At 39.7% G+C, this 15,623-nt stretch carries 15 protein-coding genes and 1 pseudogene; 3 read left to right on the plus strand and 13 right to left on the minus strand.

Features of this window, described 5'->3' with window-relative positions; translation table 11 throughout:
* Both F6K15_RS34575 and F6K15_RS34580 read right to left on the minus strand, forming a co-directional pair.
* A partial coding sequence (locus F6K15_RS34575) for a sulfite exporter TauE/SafE family protein (protein ID WP_293070139.1) occupies positions 1-866 on the minus strand: 866 nt, incomplete at its 3' end.
* Positions 867-1,228: 362 nt separating this feature from the next.
* The gene (locus F6K15_RS34580) at positions 1,229-1,651 is read right to left on the minus strand and encodes a thioesterase family protein (RefSeq protein ID WP_293070141.1); all 423 of its coding nucleotides are present in this window, start codon (positions 1,649-1,651) and stop codon (positions 1,229-1,231) included.
* 210 nt (positions 1,652-1,861) lie between these two features.
* Between F6K15_RS34580 and F6K15_RS34585 the strand changes: the two genes are divergently transcribed.
* A complete protein-coding gene (locus F6K15_RS34585) occupies positions 1,862-2,254 on the plus strand; it encodes a hypothetical protein (protein WP_293070143.1) in 393 nt (130 codons plus the stop codon).
* Between the two features lie 248 nt (positions 2,255-2,502).
* Here the strand turns inward: F6K15_RS34585 and F6K15_RS34590 are convergent, their stop codons facing one another.
* The 5 genes and pseudogenes from F6K15_RS34590 to F6K15_RS34610 form a co-directional block, all read right to left on the minus strand.
* Entirely contained in the window at positions 2,503-3,639 is a 1,137-nt protein-coding gene (locus F6K15_RS34590; RefSeq protein WP_293070145.1) for a polyketide synthase dehydratase domain-containing protein, read from the minus strand.
* The gene (locus tag F6K15_RS34595; protein WP_363269357.1) at positions 3,624-4,658 is read right to left on the minus strand and encodes an acyltransferase domain-containing protein; all 1,035 of its coding nucleotides are present in this window, start codon (positions 4,656-4,658) and stop codon (positions 3,624-3,626) included. Before F6K15_RS34595 ends, F6K15_RS34590 begins: the two co-directional genes overlap by 16 nt.
* A pseudogene (locus F6K15_RS34600) lies at positions 4,635-5,192 on the minus strand (ketoacyl-synthetase C-terminal extension domain-containing protein); the annotation flags it as partial. The pseudogene F6K15_RS34600 and the gene F6K15_RS34595, both read right to left, overlap by 24 nt.
* 166 nt (positions 5,193-5,358) lie before the next feature.
* Positions 5,359-5,604, minus strand: a complete 246-nt coding sequence (locus tag F6K15_RS34605) for a zinc ribbon domain-containing protein (protein WP_293070147.1) — start codon at positions 5,602-5,604, stop codon at positions 5,359-5,361.
* 34 nt (positions 5,605-5,638) lie between these two features.
* Entirely contained in the window at positions 5,639-6,187 is a 549-nt protein-coding gene (locus tag F6K15_RS34610) for a transposase (RefSeq protein WP_293070149.1), read from the minus strand.
* On the opposite strand from F6K15_RS34610, the gene F6K15_RS34615 reads away from it, so the two are divergent.
* Positions 6,182-6,454: a hypothetical protein gene (locus tag F6K15_RS34615; RefSeq protein WP_293070151.1), complete on the plus strand. Its 273-nt coding sequence runs from the start codon at positions 6,182-6,184 to the stop codon at positions 6,452-6,454. The genes F6K15_RS34610 and F6K15_RS34615 overlap by 6 nt on opposite strands.
* On the opposite strand, the gene F6K15_RS34620 is transcribed toward F6K15_RS34615, so the two are convergent.
* The 3 genes from F6K15_RS34620 to F6K15_RS34630 form a co-directional block, all read right to left on the minus strand.
* Positions 6,419-7,177, minus strand: a complete 759-nt coding sequence (locus F6K15_RS34620; RefSeq protein ID WP_293070153.1) for a hypothetical protein — start codon at positions 7,175-7,177, stop codon at positions 6,419-6,421. The two genes, F6K15_RS34615 and F6K15_RS34620, sit on opposite strands and share 36 nt — an antisense overlap.
* Positions 7,178-7,566: 389 nt before the next feature.
* Positions 7,567-7,923: a hypothetical protein gene (locus F6K15_RS34625; RefSeq protein WP_293070155.1), complete on the minus strand. Its 357-nt coding sequence runs from the start codon at positions 7,921-7,923 to the stop codon at positions 7,567-7,569.
* A 527-nt stretch (positions 7,924-8,450) separates the two neighbouring features.
* Complete coding sequence (locus F6K15_RS34630) at positions 8,451-9,497, minus strand: DUF1702 family protein (protein ID WP_293070157.1); 1,047 nt, start codon at positions 9,495-9,497, stop codon at positions 8,451-8,453.
* A gap of 1,959 nt (positions 9,498-11,456) precedes the next feature.
* Between F6K15_RS34630 and F6K15_RS34635 the strand changes: the two genes are divergently transcribed.
* Positions 11,457-11,999 (plus strand): GAF domain-containing protein, encoded by a 543-nt coding sequence (locus F6K15_RS34635; RefSeq protein WP_363269354.1) that lies wholly within the window; start codon positions 11,457-11,459, stop codon positions 11,997-11,999.
* 535 nt (positions 12,000-12,534) lie between these two features.
* Here the strand turns inward: F6K15_RS34635 and F6K15_RS34640 are convergent.
* From F6K15_RS34640 to grxC, 3 genes are all read right to left on the minus strand, one after another.
* Entirely contained in the window at positions 12,535-13,659 is a 1,125-nt protein-coding gene (locus tag F6K15_RS34640) for a Gfo/Idh/MocA family protein (RefSeq protein WP_293070159.1), read from the minus strand.
* A 279-nt stretch (positions 13,660-13,938) separates the two neighbouring features.
* A complete protein-coding gene (gene gshB, locus F6K15_RS34645; RefSeq protein WP_293070161.1) occupies positions 13,939-14,901 on the minus strand; it encodes a glutathione synthase in 963 nt (320 codons plus the stop codon).
* A 112-nt stretch (positions 14,902-15,013) separates the two neighbouring features.
* Positions 15,014-15,274, minus strand: a complete 261-nt coding sequence (grxC, locus tag F6K15_RS34650) for a glutaredoxin 3 (protein WP_293070163.1) — start codon at positions 15,272-15,274, stop codon at positions 15,014-15,016.
* Positions 15,275-15,623 lie beyond the last annotated feature (349 nt).

Raw genomic sequence — 15,623 nt, forward strand, 5'->3', positions numbered from 1 at the left:
TATTCGTTCAATGCGCTATGCTTAACCGCATGATACAGAATGGTAAACCCGAAAGTTATCAAGTATACATCTAGACTGCGCCTCTCCAGGGAGTCATCTGCGATCGCCACTTTCATGCAACAAAGCCCAGTCTCAGTAAAATCATTAAAGACAAAAATCTGTAGGATAAATCCGGCGATCGCATTAATAGCCATCAGAATAACTGAAGTAGGGGTAGCAACTTTTTCGCTGATCCGCCATAGTAGAACCATCACAGAAAATACAACAATATCAATCCCATTGCCCACTAAACCACTCATTATGCCGCCGAAAAATCCAGCCAGGAATAAAATTCCTTGTTCTTGAAACTGCCAGGAAAGGATAAATAAACGGCATTGCCTCATGTTTTGATTTAAGGTAAATAAAGTAATGGCAAAGCTAGTTAGCATAATAGTAAAAGACATCTTGAGAACATCTGGGGGTAATACAGGTGCTAAATAACCTAATCCGAGAAAAATCCCGAATAAACCTCCCAAACTCCCCCAACGGATAACTCGCCACTCGACTCGGATACCTGTTAAACAAATGGCTAAGGAGGCCGCGCTCATGCCAACACTTTGAATAGCTAGAGAAAATACTTTAGCTTCATGGGGAGAGATGTGTAAAAGCTTAGTGAATACAGGAAAAGCAACAGCACCCCCACCGATACTGGTTCCCCCAGCAATCATCGAGCCAAATAGCATCGTCAAGGCAATTTGCCAATTACTAATAAGATGAGAAAATGCTTCTTGATAGCCAATAATGATTAACCAGACTATCCAAGTAGCAGTAGCGATCGCCAAAACAATTACACGCTTGAACATGGGAAGAGGCGGGATAACTTTCATAGTATTTTTAAGGGGCGTTGGTGATTTTCGGTATGATATCATGTCCGGATAAGAGCGCGATAGAATTCCGTTCCGCTTACACCTTAACGCAGTTGTGCGCCAGCAAACAAAAAACTTTCTCCTTCTATTCCTCTTTCTTCTTCTTTCTTCCCTCCTGACTCCTGACTCCTATGTTTCAGTCTAAAACGCTCAAAAAGTTAGTATTTTAGGCGCATAGTTGGGCAAAACAATCTTGGGACAATTCTTATTCCTACCTCCTCGCTCCCGACCCATTTCTCCTGTCTTCCGCTCCTGGGATGGGTTAGGGGTGGGTTGTCTCCTGTCTCCTGTCTCCTGTCTCCTACCCCTACTAAAAGACTGTTTTAGCCCCTATATAATTCTAATGCTTCCTTAATAGCAGCAGGAATAGGAGTTGGTACAGTTTTTTCTCCCTCTCGCCTCATGCTAGCTGTCTGCTGTTCACCTTTAGCAACCATTTCTTCACCTTTGTCGGTAATTCGCCAGTATTCAAACAGCATAGTAATTCTATTTTGTGTTACTGATTTTAAGCGCATCCGAATTGCGACTCGATCAAAAGCCAAAAGTTCCGAGTAGTATTCGCAGGAAACGCTGACAGTAGCAAGGGTCAGACCTTGTGAGAGTTCAGTCAACACTTCAGGATCATGATCCCGCAAGAACATTTCACGACAACGACCTTGCCAACGAACATAGTTAGCGTAGTAAACATTGCCAACGAGGTTAGTTTCTTCAAAACTGACTATGTGCTGATATTCATAAATTTTCATAGTTTTTCAAACTTTTCTGTCTTGATAAGATTAGTTGATAAGTAAGCATTCAGCAGTCAGCTATCAGCTATCAGCTTTATTAATTTTAGTGGACAATTTAAGCTTGCTGTTACGGTGCGTTTTGAGGTTTGGGAAAATTGCCAAAGTTCCATAAACGTTTTATCCTTGTTTCAAAGACAACTATTTTAGTTATATGAGAGGGTTTTATTCATGACTCAGGATACATCAAATATAATTCGTTTTTCAAGAGATTGGTGGTTATTATATCAGCAAGCATGGAATAAGCAATCAGAATTTAAACATAAATTAAAAAAATTGGGTAAGGTAATTTTTTGTTTAACTGATGGCATAGAGATTTCTGTTTGTTTACATTGGGATGAGCAAGGAGATATTATTGAGGTAGATGTGATAGAAACTATTGATGAAAGTTTACCTATTTTTTCAGCACCAGAGGAAAATTGGGAGCAATTTATTAATAAAGAAATTGGAGCAGCAAAGGCAGTGCTGACGGGAGTTATTGATTATCAAGGCTCATTTTCAATTATTATGAAATATGGGAAACATTTTGATTATTTAGCAGATGTAGCTCAAAAAATCACCTAATTTATAATGTAACAGTTATTCGTCTAATTTCTGCTTTTTTTAGTAATCAGGTTTTCGTTTTCCATCTGCTATGGCAATAATCCAGAGAAATGCTTCAAATTCTGTATATTGGACTGTTTCATCTAAAATAGTGCGTTAGATTTTCAGGCGGGTTTATTTTATCCGATGGTTAAACTCGTTAATTTCAAAAACAAACCCGCCCCTACTATTGCAGCATTTTAGGCGTGTAACCCCACTCACTACTAGACTTAATTAATTGATCGCACTTCTGCCAAAACCCGATCGTTCTCCATCACCTCCTCCTTACCGATCAACACAGCAAAAACTAATGGTTGCTCAACCTCCCGCACCGAGATTACAAAAGTCGCGATCGCCTTTTCCCCAGACTCCAGCCAAACTATTTCATTTGGAGAGAGGGAAAAATTGTTCATTAACAACAAAGGAGCATCCGCCACCATTCCCGCTTTCTTGAGACACTCACTGGCACACCAAATCTGAGTTGCCGTTACATCCAACCCTTGCCCTGTCTCCTGAGCGATAACCTTGGCTAAGTCCAACCGCCTCACACCCAATAAATCGCCCCAAACTAGCTCATTCCTGGCTACCACAGGTTCTACATCACAACCTTCAGAACCCGCTACAACTAGGGTTAAATCTCCTGTATGGGAAACAGATACCGCCTGCCCGTTGTCCAATTCCGGTTTCCCATCAGGGCGACGATATAAATTCTGAGTTCCGAATTCTGTTTGCGGAGCATGACCTAGGAAATTCTGAATCCTCAACAGGTTACGATCGCTCCTTGCCCTTCTTTCCACCGTTGCATCTCGATCCACAACAATAGTTAAATCCGCATCAGGGATAACTTCCTGAATGCGACGTTCTAGATAAGTAGGGAGTAACCCAGCATTCCAAGGATCTTGAGTATCTCGATGCTGAATCACTTGTAATTCCAAATTGTTCCACTGTTCTAAAACTCTTCCCGTTTCATCAAAGATGGTCAAATCATAAATATAGCGATCGCCAATATGCTGACGTTCTTTCGCTGAGACAAACTGATTTCCTGCTGAATTCACAGAATGAATTATCATGCTTTCTACTCCAATGGGTAAAATTGTGGCATGAGGAACACAAGCTTGTAAAGCATGAATAGCAGCATCCCTAGCCCCCGCATCTCCTAAGATTAAATCTTGGGGGAGATACCGACTAAACCAGGCCGTTGTAGCATCGGTTTTTATCTCTGCGATACATTCGGTTGCTTTAAGATGACGATAACTTTGTATCCGTTGAAAACGACCTTGATGGAACAGTAATTCACCATATAAATCTTTCTTCGGATTGAGACCATGTTGCATCAAAGCATCAATTCGACCTAAACGTTCTCCCATACCTGCCCCAGACCAAACTGTCTTGAGTGTGTCTTACATTCTGAGGAGACCTCAGAATTACACACTCGCTTTTGACTTTTGACTTCTAAAGGTAATTCTACCAACTCAACAGTAAATGTCCGTATCCAGGAATCTACTCCTGAAGGCACTTGTTCAACAGAGTGAGTTTCACCGATACTAGAAAGTTCTTCTAATGCTTGGGCAATGTCAGCAACTGTGGCATCTGCATAATCTGTTGGTGCTATGGGAGGAGATAAATTCAAACTGCGGGCAGCTTCAACTACTAATTGACTGACGGTTATGGAATTGAGATGCAAATCGCTCAATAGTCGATGGTTATCTAAAATACTGGCAACAGGAAGTTCTGTCCGTTGAGCAACCAGTTGGCGAACACAGTTTGGTTCCCCTGAGACAATTGTTTGATAGGGTGAATTCAATCCAGCTATGGCAACTACTCGACCATTTAGCAGTGCTTTAACTTCTTGTTCCCCTGCACCAATACTCGCCATTTTCCCCGTAGGGTTGCCCAGTTCCGCTATAACTTTACCCCGCATCTTAGCAATGCGAACTAAGGCGGTTTCATCGAAAATTCCAGCCCAGTGTAAAGCACTTAATTCTCCTAAACTGTGACCGACAGCAACATCAGCGACGATACCCAGTTGCTTTAATACTCGTAAACCTACCGTAGAAGAGGTAACAATTGCTGGTTGAGCGATCGCTGTTGACTTAGTATCTTCTACTGTTGGTAAATTAGCGTTAGCATATAATTCTTGTAAGAACGGAAAACGACGAGACCACACCCCAGCATTAAGATATACAGGAGAAGCTTGTCCAGGGAAAAGAAAACCAATTCGCGGATTTTTTCCATCTATCCCTAAAAAGACACCTGATGAATTGTGAACTTTGAATTCTGAATTTTGAATTTTATTGAGGAGAGTTTCTAAGTGAGTGGTGAACTCTTGAGGATGACTAGCAACAATAGCAGCGCGTACAGGTAAACTAAGTTCTAGGTTGCTCACTAATTCCGCAGCTAAATCTCCTACTTCAGCTCTTGATAATCTGGGAGCTATTTCTAAAAGATGCTTAACTTTTTGCTCTAACTCTTCCGTATTTTTGGCTGCTAGTAAAATGAGTTCGGCATCTTGAGGTGTCGTTATCAGTTGGCGTTCTTTAGGTGTTAGCTTGTGACGACGAACGCTAGATATTCCTTCTAGGACAATATGAGTATTAATACCACCAAAACCCATTGCACTTACCCCAGCCCGCAGAGGTATATCTTCTGACCAAGCTTGACCCTCTTTCAGGACTTCCAGGGGCGGGTTTTCAACCTGCAGATCGGGATGAGGTTGGTCGCAACCAGTAGTCGGTGGAACTATTTGATTGTGCAGTGCCATAGTAGCTTTGATAATTCCTGCTATTCCGGCAGCAGCTTTTGTATGACCGATATTTGCCTTAATAGAACTAATTGCAGCAGGAGACAATGCTGCCTCTGCTTCCGAGCGGGCCCGGGACAATACTTGCAGTTCCGTAGCATCTCCAACGCTAGTACAAGTACCGTGTCCGTTCTACTAAACTTACCCAAACTTACCCATGAATGATAACATGAGCTTTGGAGCTAGCTTCCTGTTTTCCTACGGAATGCTGCGCAAACACAGAAGACCACTGACCGCAGTCTGTAACTTATCTTCTCCACAGGCTTAAAATTGGTGAGAACTCCACCTACTGACGTGCATAATTTTCTAGGTTAACAGCAGCATTAAAGTCTCTGTCAGATTGAAATCCACAGTTAGCACACTCATAAGTTCTCACATTTAATGGCATCTTCTGTTGATGCCCACAGTGAGAACATATTTGAGAACTTGGATAAAATCTATCAGCTATCACTAATTCACTGCCATACCACTCGCACTTGTATATAAGTTGACGCTTAAACTCATAAAACCCACAATCTGCACCCACCCCCATCCCCTCCCGGGAGGGGAGCTAGAGGGGTGGGTTATTATTCTTGAGCATTCCACTTACATTCAAATCCTCTATCACTATGGTGCTGTGGTTTAAAGCTCGCCCATGTTGTCAGTTTATGTAGTGCATCTGCTCTGATATCAGTTACTTTTTTATGAATCTTAGCTAGTCTTTTTACGGCTTTGGCTCTATTTTTTGACCCAGGCTCTTTTTTGCTAACACGCCGTCGATCACGAGTTAGTCGTTTTTTGGCTTGTTTGTAGGCTTTAACGTTAGCAAATTTCGTTCCATCGCTACAAGTTGCTAGAGTATTTATGCCTACATCTACGCCAATGATATTTCCTTTTTTTGTTGTCTGGTTAGGTTGCTGTTCATATTTAAAACTAATGTACCAATCACCTGCCCCCTTGAATATTCTCACATTTTTTACTGGTACAGAAGGTAAGATTTCGTAAGTTTTTACTATTCCTATTCTGGGTAGTTTTATATAGTTTCCTTTGAGGATTTTAATACTTCCTTCTAGATAAAAACTGTCTTTTTTACCTTGGGTGGTTCTGGTTCTTCTATAGGAGGAACCATTGTGCAAGCTAGCACAGGCTCAGCGAGGAAAACAGTAGCAGCAGTCATCATTGCCAATGTTTTTCCTATTCTGGCAAAGTTCGTTAGTTTATTACTTGGCTTTTCAGTGTTTTTCATGGGCTTTTTTGAGTTTCGCTCAACAGAAAGTTCTAAAGTAGACTACTGGATAGCTGAAACACTCCACTACAAGATCGGCGATCGCACTTTGATATTAGATATCGCTGGTAATTTTGCTTGCTTATTTGTGTTGCTGCTTTTTACGAAGAATAGTTGAGCCTAAACCTAGAGCACCGAAAGCGAAGAAAGCTACAGTGGACATAGGTTCTGGAGTTGTCTGGTGTCCGTGAATACTAATAACGGTATCCCACGGTACGCCGAACTCATCAACCAATTCTGGTGAATTAACTTTAAACTCGCTCCATATCCAGGTAGGAATCCAAAAAGTATCAACTTCAATAATTTGGTCAGCGACAGTAAAATCCATACCGACAGTAACTGGATCTGCGGTGAAGAGTGTCATTCGCTCTCCAGGGTTCGACGGATCGTCAAACTCCAACTCGAAAGCTATGTCGAAGAAACTGCTAGCTGTAAGATTTCCATCAACATTTGTCAGGTTATCAATTGCACCTCGCGATGGCTGAGTCGTACTTTGACGCAGAACTACGTCGCCTAAGACGGGACTGGTACCTTCCAGGTTCATCGATACAATTTCAGTAGGAATTGTGAAGGATTCACCTATCGGGACAGGTAAGGGATTTTCTTGCGTACCTAGATCTAAACCAGTAGGTACTTCAAAGTTAATTGTTGTAGCTCCCCAGAGGTTTAACGGGATAGGGAATGGCTCAGGGGTTGTGGGAGTAGGAGTAGGTTGAATTACTATCTCCCAATCCCAATCAAAAGAAATTGGGACTGTTGTTTCTTGAGCAATACTTATACTTGGTAAACTAACTAATGTGGCTGCAAGTCCAATTGCTGGTAAGAAGTGGGATTTTTTCATAATTGACTCTTTGGTTTACTAATTTAGTTTGCTATTTCAGGACTTACCCAAGGACGATATATATATTGTTCAGCCTTGCGGGTAGACCTATAATTTAGTTCGTAAGTTTTATCGGTGAGATATAACTCCAGGTAATGGGTTCACAACAAATTTAATTTGAGAATTTGCTGAAGTCTCACACTTAATTGGTATTAAGTAACTTTGACATCCTAATATTTATAATTACACAGTAATTCCACGGTGATCGTTCACCTTTTTGTTCACTTTCCTATTCATTTACTTATTAAAATTGTTCACTTTTTGTTCAGTTTCACTGCACAACTAAGTAAAATTTCCTGTTTTAAGTAATATGGACAACATTATCTGGCAAAGTTGGAGCAAGACTTGAACTATTCTGGGGTGCTTGGAATATGTCCCAGTCTACTACTATTAGTGAAGGAACTATCAATTTGGTAATCACCATTTCCTATATCAGTAACAGTTGTCTCACCCGTTGACGTTTTGTTGGTATCTTCTCTAACCATTACTGAACCTAATTCGGGGACATCTATACTAAAGTCTATAGCTTCCATTTCCGTCATGAAAGTTCCAGTGGGAATCTCTTCTCCATTCGCATCATACTTGTCAAAAACGGCTGTTTGCACAGGTACATCAGAAGTAGAGAAAGAACCTGTGAAATTTGCTGCTTTTGCTGACTCTACAACTCCGAAAAAGCAGACCGCACTAGCACTTACAGCGGTTTTCATTTGGGTAAACCACAGTAGGGACGTTCCATGGAACGTCCCTACAAGATTTGATGTGTGAAGATGTGGTTCATCAATTTGAAAAGCGCTGTAATCCCACAGCTCCAATTAGACTACGGGGGTTGCACATTATGGAATGATATTGCCAAAAATTAGTTTAGACTTTGACTAAAAAAAACCATTAATTAATCATTCTAGCAATTATCAAATCCAAAATCTTGTTCATCAAAAATATAAAATCATTGGTCACTGTGCAACGCCAGACTACGAGTTACTAATCTTGATGATTTAAAAATATTCACCTATAATACTCTTCGGAGCTTCCCGTCGGGTGGGATAGCGTTTTGCTCCGCAACATATAAAGCGTTGGCGATAGCATTCTGCTAGGAAAGCGGCTCTGTCACTCTTCGGGTCTCCTCGCCATATCCAATCGACCAAGAGAAGAAAAAAATGTCATTATTAGTCAATTCTAATCCGTTTTCCAGCAGAGGTAAGAATTTATTATTAATAATTAATAATTAATTCTTGAATTATTCTATTGCAAAGTGAGCTTGAATTCGTTGTCGCCAGATTTCATAAGCTGGTTTTCTTTGGTTATAGGGCAAATTTTCTAAAGCCTTGTCGGTAATCTCAGCCGCTGCCTCAGCACTAATACCACACAAAACTTGACAAGCCATCTCTGTATGATTCGTAAGGTTTTCAGCCCTCAGACGCGCCTTGGCAGCCTTTGCTGCTCCCTGACATAGTTGGGGTAAATAAGTTCCTGCTGCAGTGGATAGGTATTGTACTACTTCCTTGCCTACACCACCTGCGTAAGTGCAAGCCAACCCCACTCCACTCCAAAAATCTGCCCGCCTGTTGGGAGGGAAATTTTGGATAGCTTGGGTAATGAGGTTAATATCTGCTCCATAAACGAACCAGAGACTCCTACCCAAACCTTGGTCAAAGGCATTATCGGCATAACCAGACAGTTTTTTGGGAATTGCTATTCCCTCGACGTATTGACGCCAGTAAAAATATCCTTGGTGAAAACCGTAGCCATCTAGCGCCAGCCAACCAAGTAAGGGATCGGGAAATTGATTTTTCTCCCCCATGTCTTTGAGATATCTATTGATGCCCCAAGGAAGGCGAGCTAAAGCCCATCCCATTCCTACATACACCATATAAATATGCTCACCTCCAGCATCTGCCAAGAACTGCTGCAAGCGGTTTCGTTTCCAAGGGGTCAGCCCATCAAGTAAGGCAAGTCCCATCCCTGCGCCTTCATAGGCAAAGCCTCGCCACTCAGCTTCCACGGTGTTGAGGTGAGGAATTAGGGATTCTAGCCTGGTATCACTAATGGCTGCATGGTAGCCCTGCAAAAAAGTTTTGCCGATGGTTTCTAATCGCTGTTGAATACGAGGACTATTCGTTTTAAACCCCCGTCGGGCAACGGTTGCTTCTGCGGTGGAAATTCCCAGTAAGCGCTGGCGTAACTTCACCCAAAGTTTTAAATACTTAGACTTTGGGGAGGTCAGGAAGTAAAGACTTTGTTTTGTGTGCTTATCTAGGTTAGATTTAGCTAAAATCTGGGTCATTTCAGTTATCAGTTATCAGTACCTCTGGTTGTTTGCGCAGCATGACCTAGGAAAGCATTGGGATTGAAATACTGAAGTTGATTTTCTCTTGGTCGATTGGATATGGCGCAGGTTTCGGAGCCATCCCACCCTTCGGAAAGCTCCGAAGATCGACCGCTTTTTCATCCCCTTAAAAGGGGAGGCTATTGACCTGCTTTTCTAGTCATATATAGCAATGTGCGCTGGCATATTTACAAATTACAAGAACTGTCCAATAGCTAAAAGTCTTATACTATTCCTTACGGAATGCTACGCAAACGGTTTTTTATTCCCCCTTCCGGAGCTGTTGCTTTCCGGAGCTGTTGCCTGCGCACAGCGCTATAAACAATCTCCTACGTGATCAAACTTATACAAAAAGTTTTAAGCTAATTTTTTATAGTGAGATTAAGTTTCAAAATTCAAGATATAGCAATTCCCAAGAAGCGTGAGGTACGCGCATTCGTTGATTTTAGGGAATAGGGAACAGAAGACAAATTAAAGATAGGTGTACCTCACGCTTACTAAGAAACACTATATTATTTACAATACAGAATTTATCCCGCAATGATCGCTCACTTTTTTGTTCACCTATCCGTTCATTTACTGATTCAAATTGTTCACTTTTTGTTCAATTCCACTGCACAACTGAGCAAAATTTTCAATTTCAAGTACTATGGACAACATTATCTGGCAAAGTTGGACCAAGACTTGAACTATTCTGGGGTGCTTTGAAAAAATACTGTCTATAAATAGGGCTTGCGCTCAAAAGTCTTTTAGTAGGGGTAGGAGACAACCCACCCCTAACCCCTCCGGTGGAGGGGAAGACAGGAGACAGGAGACAGGAGAAATGGGAATTGTAGAGGAGGTATGAGGAATTATTGTCCCAAGATTTTTCTGCCATAATCGCCCCAAAATACTAGCATGCATGAGCTTGAGCAACCGAAAAGCTTGCACTTTTTCAAGGCAAAAAAAGGCAGCAAACCAATATCAGTCAATGCTTTGATATTTAATCAGCAAGCCCTAAATAAAAATCGATTTCATCAAGGCTTCTGAAAAATCTGATTTAAATATTAAAATCAATTTAAAAATCCAAATTATGGCCTTTAGTTCATTATTGTAGTGGATTGTTTCACCTAAAATAGTGCATTAGCTTTTTTCGTCACCCCATCCCCCCATCACCCCATCCCCCATTTTCTATTGCAACATTTTAGATGAAACAGTCCAGTAGTAGACTGACACACCTTAAATGGTGCATTATATGGAGGGATGGGGAGATCAAGACACCTAGAAACAAAAATCTATTGCACAGTTTTATATGTGTCAGTCTATTACCGAATAATTAATAATTAATAATTAAATAATTCGCGCCTTGAAGCCTCCCCTTGATCGGGGAAAAAGCGGTCGAGGGATGGCGATCTTCGGAGCGGCTCTGATAAGAGCGGGTCTCGGAGCTGTCCGACCATCGACCAAGAGAAGAAATAATATTTCCTTATATTCAATTCCGTAACGGTTTTAACCTTCTTGTAATTATCCATTATCCATTCCATTATCAATTAATGAATGGACTGTTTCAACTAAAATAGTGCAATAGCAAATTTTTAAGAGATAACTTCCTATAATTACAATTAGTTACAATATAAATCTAATGCACTATTTTAGCTGTGTCGGTCTACGACGTGATTTAATATTTATTTTACCGAATAATTAAGGTAAAAATCCTCTCCTTGGCTGCGCCGCGAGCTGTCGCTCTACAAGGAGAAACAAGCGGTCGAGAGATGGTGAGGTCTCGGAGCTGTCCGACCATCGACCAAGAGAGAAAAATTTTTCATGATTAGTCAATCCTATCCGTTTTCAAGGAGAGGTAATTATTAATTATTAACTATTAATTGTTGAAAAATACTCTCTAAGCTTGAAAAATTATTAAGTTAACTGATGCAGAGCATGGCTAATAGTAACAATAAAGACTGTAACGATCGCCCTAATATGTCTCATACTGACCTAGATTTAGAAAAACTAACAAAACGTCTTGCTAAAAATGTAGCTCGGAACACTTTTATCCAAGAAACTCTTGACGATATTAGAGGCTATATTCAAGCAGAAAGAGTACTATTATATTATTTTTATCGTCAGTGGAAAGGACAGGTAACATTTGAGTCTTTGAGCGATGAGGAACTATCAATTTATGGTTCAACAGGAGCTGATGAATGTTTTAATGATGAATATGCTGCTATGTATCAAGAGGGAAGAGTCCGAGCTATTGAAGATATCGAATTAGAAGTAATACATCCTTGCCATCGAGATTTTCTCCGTAGTATCAGGGTTAAGGCTAATTTAGTAGTGCCTGTTCTTAATTCTAGGAGGTTATGGGGGTTGCTAGTTGCTCATCAATGTCAGGATGCACGCTCTTGGTCAAAGTCAGATGTAGAAATTATGCAAAAGGCAGCAGTCAGTTTGGCAACTGCACCAGCTATTAGAGATAGCTAATATCAAATCCGGTTAAACAGTTATAGATTAGGTTAAGTGTTTAGGAGTTAGGAGAAGAAATAATTGGAAAGATGAACCTAGTTATGAGGATTGAAGATTTTTTTTATGTCCAATTAAACGGATTTGATATAATATGATTAGTTAATAATTATAGCAGAAGGAAGAAGGGAAAAGACGTTTATATCAAATCTGCTTAATTAGGACTTGCTGATTAAATATCAAAGCATTTGCAGATAAAGGTTTGAGCAATTTTAGGTCTGAAATACCTTGGTTTTCAGCTATTCATGCTCAAAAAGTTAGTATTTTGGGCGCATAGTTGGGTCAAAAAATTCTCCCCTACTCCCCTACTCCCCCATTCCCCTCCTGGGAGGGGTTAGGGGTGGGTTCCCCGCTCCCATACTCCTTAAAAAAAACTTTTTCAGCAAACCCTAATTAGGTATCAAAAAATGTTCCATCTGAGCGTCATTGCCAAATCTTTCTAAATTCTCTTCCTTCCTGACTCCTTCTTCAAGGCATTTTTCTCATCTAAATTCAGTTACAAGCTACTACTATTTTCCAGTAATTTATCTAAATCTGGCACATTTACCCAAGTACCTGTCATATTAGATTCATGGGTTAAATCCATTAATAACTGAGAATAAACACCTTCTCTGAGAGATGGAACTACAGATTTTCCTAGCTCTATTGCTTTTACCCAATTATCAACTACTCGAATAAAAGGTGCAATTCTACCATCAGGATAAACTTGAGGAAATTCTAACCTGTCGGGAATTTTTATTTCTGCTAAAGTCTCCCCATTTTGAGAACCCCAAACTTTAAACCCATGTACATAATCTTTTTGATTATCGCTACCTATAATTAATGTTCCTTTACTACCATAAACTTCTACCCAATGACCACGCCCTTGATAGGTGACAGAACTAATACAAATTTGACAAGGAGTACCGTATCTTAACTCTAGCATAATATTGCAAGTATCATCTGCATCTACCGATTTTAATTGGTTATCTGCTGTGGGGTCAGGACGAGTTTTAATTGAAGTATTTAGTTGTCCCCAAAGTTTTTTCGCAGGTCCAAATAACCAGTTAATATAATCAAAAGAATGAGAAGCGATCGCTCCTAATGCACCGCCTCCTTTATCTTTTTGAGCATACCAATTCCAAGGACGGTTTGGGTTAGCACGACTTGATGCTAACCAATCAATTTTTATTAGTCGTTTATCCCCTACATATCCATCAGCTAAAATTTCTGCAAATAGTTGCCAAGCAGGAATATAACGAAATTCAAAATCCATAGTTGCTACACATCTATTAGTAGCAGCAATATGATATAATTCTCGTGCTTCTTCTACTGTTAAAGTTGTGGGTTTTTCTAACAATAAATGTTTGCCTGCGGATAATACTTTTTTTGCCATTTCATAGTGTAAAAATGGTGGGGTAGAAATTGTTATTGCGGTAATTTCAGGTATAGAAATAATTTCTTCTATAGTGTTAAAAGCATCAGGAATATTATGCTTTAATGCAATTGATTTAGCTTTTTCTAAATCTGGGTTATAGACAGCTAATAGTTTGGTTTTGTGATGTGCTTGTAAACCTGGTATATGTACTTTTTGACCAAATCCTGTACCGACAACTGCGACACCAATAGTTTTATTAATCATTAGTTATTTATTAGAAGTAAGAAGTAAGAAGGAAGAAGGAAGAAGGAAGAAGTAGAAAGAAAGAAGGGAGAAGGAAGAAGGATTAAATATAAATTTCCATATAGAAAGGAAGAAGTAAGAGGGAAAAAGCAAGAAGGATAAATATAAATTTCCATATAGAAAGGAAAAAGTCATCTCATGTCAAATAATTAGCGCTCAAAAAACTTTTTCTTCTTATACCTTGTCACTCCTTCTTCTTCCCTCCTGAGGACTGAGGACTGAGGACTGACTCCTCCCTGATTATTTTTTATTAATTATCCATTCTATTACTTGTTTACCCAAATTAACATTATCGAGTAAATCAATTTCCCTAATTCCTGTCGGACTCGTAACATTTACTTCTGTTAGATAACCACCTATTACATCTATACCAACAAAATATAAACCATCTGCTATTAATTTAGGTGCTAAATACTCGCAAATTTCAGATTCTCGTTCCGTAATTTCTGTCTGAGCAACTCGCCCACCTACTGCCATATTTCCTCTAAATTCTTTACCAGTAGGAATCCTATTTACTGCTCCAATAGACTTACCATTAAGCATAATAATTCGCTTATCTCCTTCTTTTGCCGCTGGTAAATAACTCTGAATCATTACAGGTTCTTGACCTTGTTTTGTACTAATTTCTATCAGAGAATTAAAATTGCGATCGCTAGGTTCTAAAAATAAAATTCCCTCTCCAGCTTTTCCTCCTAAAGGTTTTAAAACTGCTGCTCCTTGTGACTCTAAAAAGTTTCTAATTACCTCTTTTTCTTGACTAACAATTGTTTCTGGAATTACCTTTTTAAACTGCAAAGCATACATTTTTTCATTAGCAGCGCGTAACCCTTGAGGAGAATTTATAACTAAAGTTTTTTCTGAATTAATGTAGTCTAAAATATAAGTAGCATAGAGATAAGGAATTGTTACAGGTGGGTCTTTGCGCATAAATACAGCATCCATTGACTCCAATGGTTGTAGCATCGCTTTTCCCAAATCATACCAAGGGTTACTAGCAACCCAATGATTTTCTACCCTTTCAACTGGCATTAAATGTGCCCGCTTGAGAGTGGCCCAGGCTTTACTATCAATAGTACTTAATTGATTAACTTCCGTTATCCAGACTTCGTGACCAAATTCTTGAGCAGCTTCCATCAGTGCAACGGTACTATCGTGAACTGGGTTTAGTCGTTCTATGGGGTCTATGATGAATGCAAATTTCATCTTTAATTTGGTTTATTATTTCAAAATATTTTTAGTAATTAATGTAGGGGCAATAATACCTTGAAGACAAGACCCACCCCCACAAGATAATCAATAAGTACCGAAATTGATACTACGCACCTAGAAGTGTATCTAATTTCCCTTGAGCTTCTAGTCCATATAGCTCGTCACAACCGCCGATATGTTGGTCATTGATAAAGATTTGAGGCAAAGTACGACCTCCATTAGCTCTTTTGGCCATTTTTTCTCTCTCTACATCATCCCCATCTATAGTGTATTCTTGATAATCTACTTGCTTTTTATCTAACAGAGCTTTAGCACGGATACAAAATGGACAAGTTGACCAAGTGTAGATTTCTATGTTAGCTGCCATATTTATAGACTTAGATTCTCTATATGAAATATTTGTTTAACAATTTTAATATTAATTTGCTCTGAAAAAATTTAGATTTTAGAGTTGAAGCTAAAAAAGTCCTAAATTTGAGGTTAAGGAATAGGGAACAGTTGAACTACCCCGCGCTACTTCGTGGAGTGCAGGGTTTCTGACGCTTCCTTGTCCATATCTGTATTCTCTATTCGAGTACATACTTACGTTGTGCAACATTTAACCTACTCAAAGCTATTTACCTTGAATCTGTATAGCATCACCAGTTAAAGTGATGGCTGTTGCCTGCAAAGCTCGCAACATAATATTACGAGCGCCGTTCCAATCCCTATGGGCA

It is taken from the genome of Okeania sp. SIO2B3 (genome assembly GCF_010672525.1).
GTDB lineage: Bacteria > Cyanobacteriota > Cyanobacteriia > Cyanobacteriales > Microcoleaceae > Okeania.